Consider the following 14,310-nt stretch of genomic DNA (forward strand, 5'->3'; position numbering starts at 1 on the left):
GCGCGACGGCGCACCGCCGTTCACCGGACAGGCGCACTCGCAGCCTGTCCGGTGAACGGGGGCGGGGCCTGTGAGGTCCGGCCCGTCCGGTGACCGGGTCCGGCCGGAGCCTGAGAGGCCCCCGGGTCCAGTGGGCTCCCGCGGGCCTCAGCGGGCTCCGGCCGGCCTCAGCCCTTCTTGCCCTCGGTCCCCGCGGGCCCGGCGGGCTCCGCCTGCGGCTCCGGGGCCTCCTTGAAGGCCACCCGGCCCATGTGCCGGCTCATCGACTTCATCAGCAGCCACACCCCCACGGCCAGAGCCGCGAAGACGAGGAAGCCGAGAAGCCCTGGAGTCACCTTGTTGTCGTCGACCTCGGCCAGAGGGACGAGGTGCGTCAATGCCTGGCTAGCGCTCATAACTAGGCATTGTCCCGGATGCCCGCAAAGAGGTCGTCCTCGGGGAGGGATGTCGGCACGAGCGACTTCGAGAGCTCGTACTCCTCCGTCGGCCAGACCTCCTGCTGGAGATCCATCGGGACGCGGAACCAGCCGCCGTCGGGGTCGATCTGGGTGGCGTGCGCGATGAGCGCCTTGTCCCGGATCCCGAAGTAGTCCGCACACGGAATATGCGTGGTCAGCGTGCGTTCGGCGCGCTCGAACTGCTTCCAGCGCTCCAGCCAGTCCCCGTACGGCGACTCGAGGCCGCGCGCCAGCAGTGCCTCGTGCAGGGCCACGGTGCGCGGCTTGTTGAAGCCCTGGTTGTAGTAGAGCTTCTGCGGCTGGAAGGCCGGGCCGAACTCGGCCTCGGGGTACTTCTCGGTGTCCGCCGCCGCATCGAACGCCACCATCGAGATCTGGTGGGTCATGATGTGGTCGGGGTGCGGGTATCCGCCGTTCTCGTCGTACGTGGTGATGACCTGCGGCCGGAATTCCCGGATCAGCCGCACCAGCCGCCCGGCGGCCACATCGACGTCCTCCAGTGCGAAGCAGCCCTCGGGCAGCGGGGGCAGCGGGTCGCCCTCGGGCAGGCCCGAGTCGACGAAGCCCAGCCACGCCTGGTCGACCCCGAGGATCTCGCGGGCCTCGTCCATCTCCCTCTTGCGGACTTCGTGAATGTTCTCCTCGATGTAGGCGTCACCCTGGAGTTTGGGATTGAGGATGGAGCCGCGCTCGCCTCCGGTGCAGGTCACGACCAGCACGTCCACCCCCTCGGACACGTACTTGGCCATGGTCGCCGCACCCTTGCTCGACTCGTCGTCGGGGTGGGCGTGGACGGCCATCAGGCGAAGCTGCTCAGACAAGACAGGATCCTCAGTGATTCGTCGCAATCGGCGGCTTCTATAGTGACCGACTGAGGGGACGGAAAATTCCGGGATCCCCTGCTCTGGAGGAACGATCATGACGGCGGTTGCCGAACAGCTTCCCGAGGGCCGCTACGGCCGCTCCGCGGACGAGCGCGCGGATCGCAAGCTGAAGATCATCGGAGCGGTGCTCGGTGCCGTGGTGATCGCGGTCGTCGGCTGGTTCGGTTACGAGTCCCTCGGCGGCAAGTCCATCAGCGGTGAGGTCATCACCTGGAACATCGCGTCGGACCACGCGGTGGACGTCCATCTGACAGTCAGCAAGGACGCCGGGCTCCACGGCACCTGCACCCTGCGGCTGCGGGCCACCGACGGCGACGAGGTCGGCCGTAAGGACGCCAGGTTCGACCAGGACAAGAAGCGGATCGACCAGGTCGTGACCGTACGGACCACGTCGAGGGCCACCAGCGTCGAGCTCGTCGGCTGCCAGCCCACCTCCTGATCCGGCCCCCTGGCCCGGCCGGTCCTCCCGGTCCCGCCTGATCCAGACTGGTCCGGCCTGATCCAGCCGGTCCCGCATGATCCAGCCCGGTCGGGGCTTGGTGCGCCTGCTCCTCCCGGTCGGCCCCCGCACCTCGTGACGCTTCGGTCCTCCCCCTTCCGCTCTCGAATTGTTAGGCTCGTGGTTTCGCCCGCCCCTGGAGGAACATCCTTCTGGGTAGGGCGATGCTTTGTATTTCCGGTACCTACGAGGAGCACCAGTGACCCAGACCAGCGAAAACGTCACCTGGCTGACCCAGGAGGCGTACAACCAGCTGAAGGCTGAGCTGGAGTATCTGTCGGGTCCCGCACGCTCGGAGATCGTCACCAAGATCGCGGCCGCCCGCGAGGAGGGTGACCTGCGCGAGAACGGCGGGTACCACGCGGCCAAGGAGGAGCAGGGCAAGCAGGAGCTGCGCGTACGCCAGCTGACCCAGCTGCTCGAACACGCGAAGGTCGGCGAGGCCCCGGCGGCCTCCGGCGAAGCGGCTCCCGGCATGGTCGTGACCATCGCCTTCGACGGCGACGAGGACGACACGATGACGTTCCTGCTCGCCTCCCGCGAGTACGCCAGCTCGGACTTCGAGACGTACTCCCCCCAGTCCCCGCTGGGCACTGGCGTGATCGGCAAGAAGGTCGGCGAGAACGCCGATTACGAGCTGCCGAACGGCAAGACGGCGACGGTGAAGATCCTCAAGGCCGAGCCGTTCAAGGACTGACCTCAAGGCTGACCCCTGTACACACCGACTGAGCCCCCGGCTGCCGTGACGGCGGCCGGGGGCTCAGTCGTGCGAGCGGGCCCCGGGGCCCTGCGTCAGGGGCCGGGGTCAGGCCGCCGCCGACCGGTACTTGCGGACCGCCAGCGTGCGGAAGACCGCGAAGATGAGCAGAGACCAGAGCAGCGAGGCCCACACCGGGTGCTGCATGGGCCAGGCGTCCGACGTCGACACGCCCGGGTTCCCGAAGAGCACCCGGCACGCCTGGACGGTCGCGCTGAAGGGGTTCCACTCGGCGATCGGCTGCAGCCAGCCGGGCATCATGGCCGTCGACACGAACGCGTTCGAGACGAAGGTCACAGGGAAGAGCCAGACGAGCCCGCCCGATGTGGCCGCTTCCGGGGTGCGGACCGAGAGGCCGATCAGCGCGCCGATCCAGGAGAAGGCGTATCCGAGCAGAAGCAGCAGCCCGAAGCCGCCGAGTACCTTCCCGATGTTCTCGTGGGTGCGCCAGCCGACGAGCAGGGCCACGATCGACAGCACCACCAGGGTGAGGGCCGTCTGGACCAGGTCGGCGATCGTACGTCCGGTGAGCACCGCGCCCCGGGCCATCGGCAGCGAGCGGAACCGGTCGATCAGGCCCTTGTGCATGTCGTCGGCGATACCCGCGCCGGCACCGGCGGTGGCGAAGGTGACGGTCTGGGCGAAGATGCCCGCCATCAGGAAGTTGCGGTAACCGACCGCGCTGGTCGAGCCGTTGACGACCAGGGACCCGCCGAAGACGTAGCTGAAGAGCACCACGAACATGATCGGCTGGACCAGCCCGAAGACCACGATCTCGGGGATACGGGTCATCCGGATCAGATTGCGCTTGGCGATGACCAGCGAGTCGTTGACCGACTGGAAGATCCCGCCGCGCGGCCGCGGGGCGAGCGGGTTGGGTGCGGCATCCGTGACGGCGCTCATTCGCCGGCCTCCTCGGCGCTCGACGGTGTACGGGTGGTGGGACTGCCGGGCGTGGGGCCACCGGAGGCCGGGCCGCCGGGTGTGGGGCCACCGCTCCCCGGGTCCCGGCCCGGGTCGGAGTCCGGGTCCGGATCGGGCTCGGTCCCGTCCGCCGCCTCGGCCACATGGCCGGTGAGCGAGAGGAACACGTCGTCGAGCGTGGGGCGGCGCAGCCCGATGTCGTCGATCTCGACGCCCCGCCCGTCCAGGTCCCTGATGACCTCGGCGAGCAGTTTGGCGCCGCCCGTCACCGGGACGGTCAGCTTGCGGGTGTGTTCCACGACGGCGACCGGCCCCTTGCCCAGGGCCGTCAGCACCTCGCGGGCGGGGCCGATCTGGTCGGGCTGGTGGACGACGACCTCGACGCGCTCGCCACCGGTGCGGGCCTTGAGCTGGTCCGACGTACCGCGGGCGATGACCTTGCCGTGGTCGATGACACAGATGTCGTGGGCCAGGTGGTCGGCCTCTTCGAGGTACTGGGTGGTGAGCAGCAGCGTCGTACCCCCCGCGACCAGGTCCTGGATGACCTCCCAGAGCTGCTGGCGGTTGCGGGGGTCGAGCCCGGTGGTCGGCTCGTCCATGAACATCACGGGCGGCGACACGACGAGCGCGGCGGCGAGGTCGAGCCGTCTGCGCATCCCGCCGGAGTACGTCTTGGCGGGGCGGTCGGCCGCGTCGGCGAGGTGGAAGCGGTCGAGCAGCTCGACCGCACGCCGCTTCGCGTCGCGTGCGGACATCTGGTAGAGCTGCCCGACCATCTGGAGGTTCTCCCGGCCGGTGAGGTACTCGTCGACCGCGGCGAACTGCCCGGAGAGACCGATCGACCTGCGTACCTCCGTCGGGTGCCTGAGCACGTCGATCCCCGCGACGACCGCCCGCCCGCTGTCGGGCTGCAGCAGGGTCGTCAGGACGCGGACGGCCGTCGTCTTGCCGGCGCCGTTGGGCCCGAGCAGGCCGAGGACTGTGCCTTCCGGCACGTCGAGATCCACGCCGTCCAGTGCTCTTACGTCGCCGAAGGTCTTCACCAGACCTTCGGCGTAAATGGCGCCAGGCATAGGGCTCCCCCAGATGGATTTTTGGGCGCTTTTACGCACACATCGTAAATTTGGCGCGACCATACCGCCCCACGACGGGTGACGCGCACCACAGAGGCTATCGCGATGTATCGCGTCTGTGCAGAGGGATTTCCCGGTTCCGTGGATTTCCCCGGCTCCTGGACTCTCTCTGCCCCCGGCTCCCGGGCCTTGCCGGTCCCGCCCGGCGCCCCGGGCGCCTCACGCGATGACGGTGTACCCCGCGTCCCGCAGCGCCGCACTGACCTCGACGCAGTGCTCGGGCCCCTTCGTCTCCAGGTGCAGCTCCACCTCGGCCTCGGTCAGACCGAGCCGCGGATCGGTCCGCACATGGCTCACATCGAGCACATTGGCGTCGGCCACCGACAGCACACCCAGCAGCGTCGCGAGCGCGCCGGGGCGGTCGGTCAGCCGGAGCCGCAGCGACAGGAAGCGGCCCGCGGCCGCCATCCCGTGCGTGAGGATGCGCTGCATCAGCAGGGGGTCCACATTGCCGCCCGACAGCACCGCGACCACCGGCCCCTCGAACGCCCCGGGGTCGCTCAGCAGCGCGGCGACCGGACTGGCCCCGGCCGGCTCCACCACCATCTTGGCCCGCTCCAGACAGAGCAGCAGCGCACTGGACAGCTCGTCCTCGGAGACCGTACGCACCTCGTCGACCAGCTCCCGGATGATCCCGAACGGCACATCGCCGGGGCGGCCCACCTTGATGCCGTCCGCCATGGTCGCCTGCGCCTCGACCGACACCGGGCGCCCCGCGGAGAGCGAGGGCGGGTACGCGGCGGCGTTCGCCGCCTGCACACCGATCACCTTCACGTCCGGCCGCAGCGCCTTCACCGCGACCGCGATACCCGCGGCCAGCCCCCCGCCGCCGATCCCGACGACGATCGTCCGCACCTCCGGGCACTGCTCCAGGATCTCCAGGCCCACCGTGCCCTGCCCGGCGATGATGTCGGCGTGGTCGAAGGGGTGGATGAAGACGGCGCCCGTCTGCTGCGCGTACTCCTGGGCCGCGGCGAGGGTCTCGTCGACGACCTGCCCGTGCAGCCGCACCTCGGCGCCGTACTCACGGGTCGCGGCGACCTTCGGCAGCGGCGCCCCCAGCGGCATGAAGACCGTGGAGCGCACCCCGAGGAGCGACGAGGCGAGGGCGACACCCTGCGCGTGGTTGCCCGCGCTGGCCGCGACGACCCCGGAGGCCCGCTCCTCGGGGGTGAGCCCGGCGATCCGGACATAGGCGCCGCGCAGCTTGAACGAACCGGTGCGCTGGAGGTTCTCGCACTTGAAACGGACCGGTGACCCGACAAGACGCGAGAGATGCCTGCTGCCCTCGATCGGCGTCGTCCGTGACACTCCGGAGAGCATCTTCTGCGCTCCGAGGACGTCGTCAAGGATCAGCGGCGGCAGGGGGTGTGACGTACCGAAGCTCATGGCGTCAAGTCTCGCAGCTCCGCGCCGGCCGGGCCGCCCGAGCCCACGGCACGGCAACGGCTGGACCCTCATGTTCGCAACGGTTGAAGCAGCGCCGGTACGGTGCCGCTCCCGGCCGCGTACTCTGTCCCCCACTGTCCGCCCACCGTACGAAGAGAGCCCCCGGCCATGCCCCTTTCTCAGGACATGACTTCTGATATCGACCCCGGTTTCCTCGATGCCCTCCAGCACCAGGTGGCCCTCTTCGCCCGCCGCGCCGAACAGACCCGGATGGGGGGCGTCGGGCAGGTGCGGAACTCGATGGACCGCGCCGCCTATCTGCTGCTCAACCGGCTGGACCGGGAAGGCCCCATGGGGGTGAAGGCGCTGGCCGCCGGCATGGGCATCGACTCCTCGACGGTGACCAGGCAGGTCGCCCCGCTCGTCGACACCGGCCTGGTCAAGCGCACCTCGCACCCCGAGGACGGCCGGGCGGTCGTCCTGCAGCTCTCGCCGCGCGGCCAGACCCGCCTGGAAGAGGTGCGCTCCTCACGCCGCGAGCTGATGGCCCAGGTCACCGAGGGCTGGACGCAGGAGGACCGCGAAGCCTTCTGCACCCTGCTGACCCGCTTCAACTCCTCGCTCTCCGGCCGTACGGCAGCACCCCAGGAGCCGGCGGCGCCGACCTCTTGACCGGTGCGCCGGCCTGCTCTCAGATGAGAGCAGGGAGGCACTGTGCGGGAGCGGACAGCAGCACGGGAACGCCGCCGCGACGAGGAGTTCGAGTCCTTCGTCGCGGGCGCGGCCGGCCGGCTCCTCCATGCGGCCGTCCTGCTGACGGCCGAGCCCACCGACGGCACAACCGACGGCACAGGTGACACGAACAGCACAGGCAGCACCAACGACACAGGCGCCACGGGAGTCACAGGCACCCTCGGAGCCACCCCACAGGCAGAGCGGCTGCTGCTCGCCGCGCTCTCCCGTACGTACGCGCACTGGGACCGGCTGCGCGGCGACGACCCGTACGAGCACACCCGCCAGGAGCTGGCCGCCCACTTCGCCCGCACCGCCTGGCGCCACCACCGGCCACAGCTGCCGGCCCGGCTGGTCCGAGCCTGGCGGGGAGCCGGATCCCCGAACCGGGCGGGCGGCAGCCTGCTGGCCCGGCTGACACCGCAGGAGCGCCTCATCGTGGTGCTGCGGCTGTACGAAGGGATCGCCGAGGAGCAGGTCGCGGCAGCCGTCGGCCTGCCCGCGGAACGGGTGCGCGCGCTCTGCGCCCACGCGACGGCGACCCTGCGCAGCACCCCGCAGGGGGCAGCGCCCCGGCGGCCCGAGGTGGCGACCCCGTGAGCCTGCCGGACCGCAAGGAGGAGATGGTCCGCCGGATGCTCGCCGGGCCGCACCCGCCGGTCCCCGCCGACCTGGCGCTCCGCGCGGCCGAACGCGGCGCCCGGATACGGCGCCGCCGCACAGCCGGCCGGAGACTGGCGTGGCTGCTGCTGGCGACGGCGCTCACCGGATTCGTGGTCTGGGCCGCGCTGACCCAGCCCTGGGCCCCGCCCCCGGCCCGGACGACCCCGCCGGTGGAGGGGTACTGAGGCACTGAGCGGGGTCCGGGCCGGTGACGTCTCTCTCAGCCCAGCGCCTGCTGCAGATCGGCGAGCAGGTCGTCGGCCGACTCGATACCCACCGACAGCCGCACCAGATCCCCCGGAACCTCCAGCGCCGAACCGGCCACCGACGCGTGCGTCATCCGCCCCGGGTGCTCGATCAGGGACTCCACCCCGCCGAGCGACTCACCCAGCGTGAACAGCTTCGCCCGGTCGCAGACCGCGACCGCGGCCTCCTCGCCCGCGCCGACCCGGAACGAGACCATCCCGCCGAACGACCGCATCTGCTTGGCCGCGATCTCGTGGCCGGGGTGGTCGGGCAGCCCCGGGTAGAGCACACCGCTGACCTTCGGGTGCCGGGTCAGCATCTCCGCGATCCGGGTGGCGTTCTCGCTGTGCCGGTCCATGCGTACCGCGAGCGTCTTGATCCCGCGCAGCACCAGCCAGGCGTCGAACGGCCCGCAGACCGCGCCCATCGCGTTCTGGTGGTACGCCAACTCATCGCCGATGTCGTCCGAGTTGACGACCAGCGCACCGCCGACCACGTCCGAGTGGCCGCCCATGTACTTCGTCATCGAGTGCACGACGACATCCGCGCCGAGCGCCAGCGGCTGCTGCAGATACGGGCTGGCGAAGGTGTTGTCGACGACGAGCTTCACACCCGCCGTACGCGCCACGTCGGCGACCGCCGCGATGTCCGTGATCCCCAGCAGCGGGTTGGAGGGCGTCTCCACCCAGATCACCTTGGTACGCGGGGTCAGCGCGGCCCGCACCGACGCCGGGTCCGTGGTGTCGGCGACCGACCACTCGACGCCCCAGCGGGACACCACCTTGGCGAAGAGCCGGAAGGTGCCGCCGTACGCGTCGTCCGGGATGACCACATGGTCGCCGGGGGCCAGCAGCGTACGCAGCAGGCAGTCCTCGGCGGCGAGACCCGAGGCGAAGGCGAGCCCGCGCCGGCCACCTTCGAGGGCCGCCAGATTCTCCTCCAGGGCGGTACGGGTCGGATTGCCGCTGCGGCTGTACTCGTAACCGCCGCGCAGCCCGCCCACGCCGTCCTGCTTGAACGTGGAGACCTGGTAGATCGGGGGAACCACCGCACCCGTCAGGGGGTCGGCGGTGTTGCCTGCGTGAATGGCGAGAGTCTCAAAACTCTGGTGCACGCTGTGATCGTCGCTCATGGGCACCGAGCGTACCGAGCGCGGTGGTCAGATGTCGGTCGTGTCTGGTTCGCTTGACCCATGGAGATTCTCTGGTTCCTGCTCGCGATGTGCATGCTCGCGGCAGTGCTCGGCCCGTACCTGCTGCGCCGGCGCGGCGGCATCCGCCAGGTGCTGCCCGGCTCCCCGGACGCCGCGGACCCCGACGCGTACGGGTTCCTGCGCCAGGAGGACCTGGACATACGGCTGCCGGGCCCCGACCAGGATCTGCTCGACGTCCTGGAGGTCGTACAGCACACCCAGAACTGGCGGCCCGCCGCCCAGTTGCTCGCCGGCACCGGGAAATCGGGCGAGCTGCGCTGGCAGCGGGTACAGGCGTTCGCCGGGGCGGCATCCCTGGAGCTGGCCCAGCGGCCTGGCGTGGGCGGGGCCTGGCTGCGCAACTGGCGCTCCGAGGCCCCGAAGGACGCGGGCGCGGCCCAGGTGCACGCCGAGTTCCTGGTGCAGCAGGCGTGGCGCTCGAAGTCACCCGCCGACGCCCGGACGGACGACTTCCGGATCATCCTGGAGGAGGCGCGCACGGTCTGCGGCGAAGCGGCGCTGCTCGCCCCCGGCGACCCCGTCCCGTACATCGTGGAACTGGCCGTCGGCCGTGGACTCGCCTACCCGGAGCCGCAGTTCGAGGAGGTGTGGGCCAAGGTGATCGACCGCGCCCCTGAGCACATGGGGGCGCATCTGGCCGCGCTGCACTACTGGTGCGAGAAGTGGCACGGCTCCCGTGACCGGGCGGACGAGTTCGCACACGCGGCGGCGGCCCGCGCGCCCCGCGGTTCGCTGCTGGCCGCGCTGCCGCTCTTCGCGGTGTACGAGCATCTGCCCGAGGTCATGCTGGTGCACGGCTTCTACCAGAGCGCGGTCGTCACCAGGGCGGTGGAGGGGGCGATGCACGCGGTGCACACGGCCCGCGCCGACGACCCGATGCTGGCGCACGTCCGGCATCTGCTGGTGCTGTTCCTGGTCAGGTCCGAGCGCTGGCAGGAGGCGATGCACCAGCTGGTCCGCATCGACGGCCATGTGGGGGCGCTGCCGTGGACGCTCGACGAGGACCCGGCGGCGGTGTACGCGGTGTACCGGGCGCTGGCGGTCGCGGGGTACGAGGCGAACGGCGGCAGTCCGGCCGGCCTCCCCCGCTGAGTAGGCTGACGACCACCCATCGCCCCTCCGGCGCGGGGCCCCGCAGAGGAACAGGAACGAGCGAGCCCGATGACACGCCTCATACCGCTGGTCATGATCGGCTTCGGCGCCTACTTCTGGCTCCGCTCCAGAAGGAAGACGGCGGCATGGCTGGAGCGCAGGACGTCCCCCGAGGACCGGCAGGAATCCTGACCGGGGCCCGTGCGTTGCACGGAGTGCACCCATACTCCCCGAGGAGCCGCAGCCGATGTTCCTGAACCGCACCCCCCAGCTCCCCACCCCGGACCAGGCCCTGAAGGGCCGCGCCACCCCGGAGTTCGAGCTGCCCGCCCGCCACACGGTCCTGGGCAACCCCCTGTCGGGCCCGTACCCGGCCCAGCTGGAGACCGCCGACTTCGCCCTCGGGTGCTTCTGGGGCGCCGAGCGCATCTTCTGGCAGACGGAGGGCGTCTGGACGACGCTCGTCGGCTACCAGGGCGGCTCCACGCCCAACCCGGCGTACGAGGAGGTCTGCTCTGGCCTCACCGGCCACACGGAGGCGGTCAGGGTGGTCTTCGACCCGGAGGTCGTCCCGTACACGAAGCTGCTCAAGATCTTCTGGGAGTCCCACAACCCGACCCAGGGCTTCCGCCAGGGCAACGACGTGGGCACCCAGTACCGCTCGGCGGTCTACACCCACTCCCCGTCCCAGGCAGCCGCGGCCACCGCGTCCCGCGACGCGTACCAGCAGGTCCTGACGGGCTCGGGATACGGCACGATCAGCACGGAGATCCAGCCGGCGGAGGGCCGCGACTTCTATCCTGCGGAGCCTTATCACCAGCAGTACCTGGACCGCAACGTCAACGGCTACTGCGGGATCGGCGGGACGGGCGTCTCGTGCCCGATCGGTGTCGCCCCGGCCGACAGCGAGTAAGCCCCCGGCTTCGCGGGAGTCGCCGTCGACGGCTGTCCCACTGTCGCGCAGGAAGCCCACCCGGCCGCGTCCGCGGGTGGATTCAGCTCGTCAGTCCCGCCACTTCGGTACCAGCAGCTCAGGGTTGAAGGGTCGCCTGCCTCCGCCTCCCACCGGCAGCACGATGACGGCGTGCAGCACTTCCCTGATCAGGGCGCGCTTCTGTGCCAGGTCGAGCCTGCCCGAGGTCCAGCGTTCGCGTACGTCGCCGGGAGCTTCGGCGGCCCGCTGCCGGCTCAGGACGTGCCGCGTTCTGTCCGCCCGGAGCTCCTTGACCCGCGCTTCCATCTTCTGGTTCTGGGGAAAGAACAGCTCATCGGAGACCTGGTCCTCCTGCCACGCCTGGAGCAGCTTGCGCTGCTTGGCCATCAGGCGGGCCAGTTCTTCCTCCCCTCCCCACTCCGCGTCGGTGCGCGTCACCCCGGCCGCTCTCTCCTCCAGCTTTGAGAGCACGGCCTCCGTGATGGATTCATCGATCCTGGAACCGTTCCGTCCGGTGCCCCCACACCCGCCCATCTCTTTGCTGGGGCACTGGTAGAGGTAGCCCCCGGAGAGGTCTGCTCTTGCGGTTGCTCTGAGGGGCGAATTGCAGAGCTGACCGTCCCCACGAGGCTTTCCGCACCGAAGGATTCCCGTCAGGAGGTACGAGGGGGTGCGGTAGTCCGTGACCGATCCGTCAGCCTTCGCGTTGGGTCCGACACGGGCCGAGAAGATAGCGTCGATGGCCATCCATTCCTTGGGCGTGATGACGGGCTCCCAGAGGCCCACCACCGGAATGCCGTTGGCATCACGCACCAGCTCACCGTTGTGCTTCCGCCAGCCGCACAGCCGCGGGTTCCAAAGCGCGAGCTTGAGCGAGCGGCTCGCCCATTCCTTGTCGTTGATCGTGCGGACGCCGGCCTCCCGCCACTCACGGAGGATCGAATGCAGGGACCTGCCCGCGATCACCTCGCGGGCGCCCTTCGCCAGCCACGCCGCTTCCTCGGGCTCCAGGGCGAGCTTGTCGCCCTGCCAGCCGAACGGACGCTTTCCACCGACCGGGATGCCCAGCTCCGCGCGAGCGCGATGCGAGCGGCGTGCACGCCGCTGCATCTTGCGTACCTCCATCTTGGAGATAACGACGCCGAAGAGCCCCATGGACTCCACGTCCTCGCTGTAGAGGTTCTTCGAACCCTTGGCATCCGCGTAGAGCCGCCCTTCCTCGTACGTGAGCGCGTCCACGAAACGCTCGTAGTCGCCCGCCCGGCGTGTGAGCCGGTCGTCCGCGACCACGATGACGCCGCGTACAGGCTGCCCGTCCGGCATGTGGCCGGACTTGAGGGCCTTCACCATGGCCTCGAAGTCCGGACGCACCACCGCCGCCTTTGCCGCCGACAGGTCGTTGTCGGTGTAACGGTGCACGATCGTCCAGCCGAGACGGGCCGCCGTCTCCCCGTTCGCCTTGTGCTGGTCCTCGACGCCGTGACCGTCCCTGGCCGTGTCGGCGGAGATGCGCGCGTACGAGACAACCGGGATCGCAGGTGCTGCTTCGTTCACTTCCCACCCCTTTACGAAGAGTCACTAATTCTACGCAAAAAAATTGACGCTTCAGCAGTATCTGGACAAGAAATCGGCGGAAGTACCACTGTCAGTGGCGGGCACCACAATCGTGCCCATGGATGTGAGATCTGACTTTGCGCTCAAGTTGCAGTTGAACCACGTCGCTGAGCAGGCCGTCGATTCCCGGATCAAGGACACGATCGAGGCAGTCTTCAAGCACATGGCCAGCGGCAAGAGCTCCTACAGAGGAGGCCGAGCGCTCGTCACCCTTCTGGAGAAAGTGCGCTCAACAGCAGCAGCGACGGATGAGTGGCAGGTCGTGCGGCTGGTACAGGACTCTCTGGACTACGCCGAGGGGCGAATACTCCGGCCGGACTTCGAGGAACGGTACCGGCTGTTCCAGCGATCGACGGAGCCGTTGAGTTCGCATCAGGACTACCTGGCGCGAACGCTCTCCGGGGTGCTCCATTACTTCACACAAGTGGGCAACGACTACCTCGCCCAGCATCCCGAGGCGAAGCCGGCCGAGGTCCTGGCCCATGTCGAGTCCGTGGGCAAGGACGCACGGTACATGCAGCAGTCGGAGGAAAGCCCCGGCCGGTACCGGATCCTTCGCGGCAGTGCCGAAGTGGCCGCGTGGCTTGAGCAGGTGTTCCACGAACGGGTTGATGTGGAAGACCCGGAGACCGCCGCCCGGCGCATCGTGATGTCCCCCGGCTCCCTGGCGATTCTGGCGGCGGACAAGGAGGGTCAGCTATTGCTGCAGGCCGCAGAGGTCCAGCGGCGACGGCGTGACCTGAAAGCACTGCGCAAGGCGATAGAAGACCCGGAAGCCCGCGAGAGCGACCTTCAACGGGCCCTGGACGGACAGCATTGGATCTTCGGCGGACAGTTCGCGAGCCAAGCGGTCCTGCGCAGGCTGGTTCCGGGAGACGAGGTCGACATCCCGCTCATACGGGGAGACGGCGCACTCCACATCGTCGAGCTGAAGCGCTCCATGAGCCTCCGCGGTTCCCTCGTCAAGAGACACCGAGGAAGTTGGGTACCGACAGCTGAAGTACACGATGCCGTGAGCCAAGCGGTGAACTATCTGGTCGGCTTGGACGAACACCGGCTGCGCATCCGGGATGAACTGGGTCTTGAGACCCGACGGGCAAGCGCCCTCGTCTTGATCGGACACCCGGCCCTGCAGCCGGACGCAGCCGAGGAAGACATCACCGAAGCCCTACGCACGCTCAACACCCATTTGAACCGCGTCGAAGTGGTGACCTACAAGGAGCTGGTCGACAACGCCGATCGCGCCTTGGAAGGCTGGTGTTGAGCCCCGCGGCCTCTCCACCCGCCTTGGACGACCGGACTGTCGTCACCGGGCCGGCAGCTGCCCTCGGGGAGCGCGGCCCCGCCCAGTGCGGAAGAGTACGGGCGGCTCGTCCGGTGGGATGACGAGGCTGGGCAGCACGAACTCCGGGGGCGGACCCTCGGCACAGCAGGCACCGCACCGGTGGAACGGCGCGCGGCCGACGGCACGGATGTGAGCTCGCCGGGCGCGCCGGTTCCGGTCGCGGCGCCGGGCCTTGAACTGACGGTGGTGGATGCGATTGGACTGCATACGGACCGCATCTGCGGAGTGGCCCGGGTGCATCGCCTTGATCACAGTGGCGATGCCGGCGGCGGTAGCCCTGACGAAAAGGATCAGCCCGATGAGAAGCAGCAGCGGGAAAACGGCCTCCCAAGGCGCACCCTGAGCGAGAAGACCGGAGATCAAGCCGTTCATCATCAACCTCGGTATCGGGGGACTCGTCGGTTCGGCGAGCCCCTGTACCGGCTTC

General features: G+C 69.6%; 16 protein-coding genes. 9 read left to right on the plus strand and 7 right to left on the minus strand.

Going from position 1 to position 14,310, the window contains the following annotated elements; translation table 11 throughout:
• Nucleotides 1-167 precede the first annotated feature (167 nt).
• On the minus strand, nt 168-395 hold the full coding sequence (locus OG510_RS13155) for a hypothetical protein (RefSeq protein ID WP_406136952.1): 228 nt from the start codon (nt 393-395) through the stop codon (nt 168-170).
• A gap of 2 nt (nt 396-397) precedes the next feature.
• Complete coding sequence (gene mca / locus OG510_RS13160; RefSeq protein ID WP_164267106.1) at nt 398-1,279, minus strand: mycothiol conjugate amidase Mca; 882 nt, start codon at nt 1,277-1,279, stop codon at nt 398-400.
• Between the two features lie 97 nt (nt 1,280-1,376).
• On the opposite strand from mca, the gene OG510_RS13165 reads away from it, so the two are divergent.
• Complete coding sequence (locus OG510_RS13165; RefSeq protein WP_406136953.1) at nt 1,377-1,781, plus strand: DUF4307 domain-containing protein; 405 nt, start codon at nt 1,377-1,379, stop codon at nt 1,779-1,781.
• 259 nt (nt 1,782-2,040) lie between these two features.
• Nucleotides 2,041-2,538 carry a transcription elongation factor GreA gene (greA, locus tag OG510_RS13170; RefSeq protein WP_406136954.1) on the plus strand — a complete coding sequence of 166 codons (498 nt, stop codon included), beginning with the start codon at nt 2,041-2,043 and terminating at the stop codon, nt 2,536-2,538.
• Between the two features lie 108 nt (nt 2,539-2,646).
• On the opposite strand, the gene OG510_RS13175 is transcribed toward greA, so the two are convergent.
• From OG510_RS13175 to ilvA, 3 genes are all read right to left on the minus strand, one after another.
• The gene (locus OG510_RS13175) at nt 2,647-3,501 is read right to left on the minus strand and encodes an ABC transporter permease (protein ID WP_406136955.1); all 855 of its coding nucleotides are present in this window, start codon (nt 3,499-3,501) and stop codon (nt 2,647-2,649) included.
• Nucleotides 3,498-4,595: an ATP-binding cassette domain-containing protein gene (locus tag OG510_RS13180; protein WP_406136956.1), complete on the minus strand. Its 1,098-nt coding sequence runs from the start codon at nt 4,593-4,595 to the stop codon at nt 3,498-3,500. The genes OG510_RS13175 and OG510_RS13180 overlap by 4 nt, the downstream gene beginning before the upstream one ends.
• Nucleotides 4,596-4,814: 219 nt before the next feature.
• Nucleotides 4,815-6,044 (minus strand): threonine ammonia-lyase, encoded by a 1,230-nt coding sequence (gene ilvA / locus OG510_RS13185; RefSeq protein WP_406136957.1) that lies wholly within the window; start codon nt 6,042-6,044, stop codon nt 4,815-4,817.
• Between the two features lie 168 nt (nt 6,045-6,212).
• On the opposite strand from ilvA, the gene OG510_RS13190 reads away from it, so the two are divergent.
• From OG510_RS13190 to OG510_RS13200, 3 genes are read left to right on the plus strand one after another with little or no spacing between them, the layout of a single operon-like run.
• Nucleotides 6,213-6,716 carry a MarR family winged helix-turn-helix transcriptional regulator gene (locus OG510_RS13190; protein WP_203600737.1) on the plus strand — a complete coding sequence of 168 codons (504 nt, stop codon included), beginning with the start codon at nt 6,213-6,215 and terminating at the stop codon, nt 6,714-6,716.
• Between the two features lie 42 nt (nt 6,717-6,758).
• The gene (locus OG510_RS13195) at nt 6,759-7,376 is read left to right on the plus strand and encodes a sigma factor-like helix-turn-helix DNA-binding protein (RefSeq protein WP_406136958.1); all 618 of its coding nucleotides are present in this window, start codon (nt 6,759-6,761) and stop codon (nt 7,374-7,376) included.
• On the plus strand, nt 7,373-7,624 hold the full coding sequence (locus OG510_RS13200) for a hypothetical protein (RefSeq protein WP_406136959.1): 252 nt from the start codon (nt 7,373-7,375) through the stop codon (nt 7,622-7,624). Before OG510_RS13195 ends, OG510_RS13200 begins: the two co-directional genes overlap by 4 nt.
• 35 nt (nt 7,625-7,659) lie before the next feature.
• Here OG510_RS13200 and OG510_RS13205 read toward each other — a convergent pair whose 3' ends face one another.
• Nucleotides 7,660-8,817 (minus strand): cystathionine gamma-synthase, encoded by a 1,158-nt coding sequence (locus OG510_RS13205; RefSeq protein ID WP_406136960.1) that lies wholly within the window; start codon nt 8,815-8,817, stop codon nt 7,660-7,662.
• 60 nt (nt 8,818-8,877) lie between these two features.
• Here OG510_RS13205 and OG510_RS13210 point away from each other — a divergent pair, with 60 nt between their 5' ends.
• The 3 genes from OG510_RS13210 (at nt 8,878) to msrA (ending at nt 10,903) form a co-directional block, all read left to right on the plus strand.
• Complete coding sequence (locus OG510_RS13210; protein ID WP_406136961.1) at nt 8,878-9,990, plus strand: hypothetical protein; 1,113 nt, start codon at nt 8,878-8,880, stop codon at nt 9,988-9,990.
• Between the two features lie 69 nt (nt 9,991-10,059).
• The gene (locus OG510_RS13215; RefSeq protein ID WP_406136962.1) at nt 10,060-10,182 is read left to right on the plus strand and encodes a hypothetical protein; all 123 of its coding nucleotides are present in this window, start codon (nt 10,060-10,062) and stop codon (nt 10,180-10,182) included.
• 55 nt (nt 10,183-10,237) lie between these two features.
• Entirely contained in the window at nt 10,238-10,903 is a 666-nt protein-coding gene (msrA, locus tag OG510_RS13220; protein WP_406136963.1) for a peptide-methionine (S)-S-oxide reductase MsrA, read from the plus strand.
• Between the two features lie 90 nt (nt 10,904-10,993).
• On the opposite strand, the gene OG510_RS13225 is transcribed toward msrA, so the two are convergent.
• A complete protein-coding gene (locus tag OG510_RS13225; protein ID WP_406136964.1) occupies nt 10,994-12,478 on the minus strand; it encodes a recombinase family protein in 1,485 nt (494 codons plus the stop codon).
• Nucleotides 12,479-12,521: 43 nt separating this feature from the next.
• On the opposite strand from OG510_RS13225, the gene OG510_RS13230 reads away from it, so the two are divergent.
• Entirely contained in the window at nt 12,522-13,802 is a 1,281-nt protein-coding gene (locus tag OG510_RS13230; RefSeq protein ID WP_406136965.1) for a Shedu anti-phage system protein SduA domain-containing protein, read from the plus strand.
• The last annotated feature ends 508 nt before the right edge of the window (nt 13,803-14,310 follow it).

The organism is Streptomyces sp. NBC_01089, assembly GCF_045162975.1.
Lineage (GTDB): Bacteria > Actinomycetota > Actinomycetes > Streptomycetales > Streptomycetaceae > Streptomyces.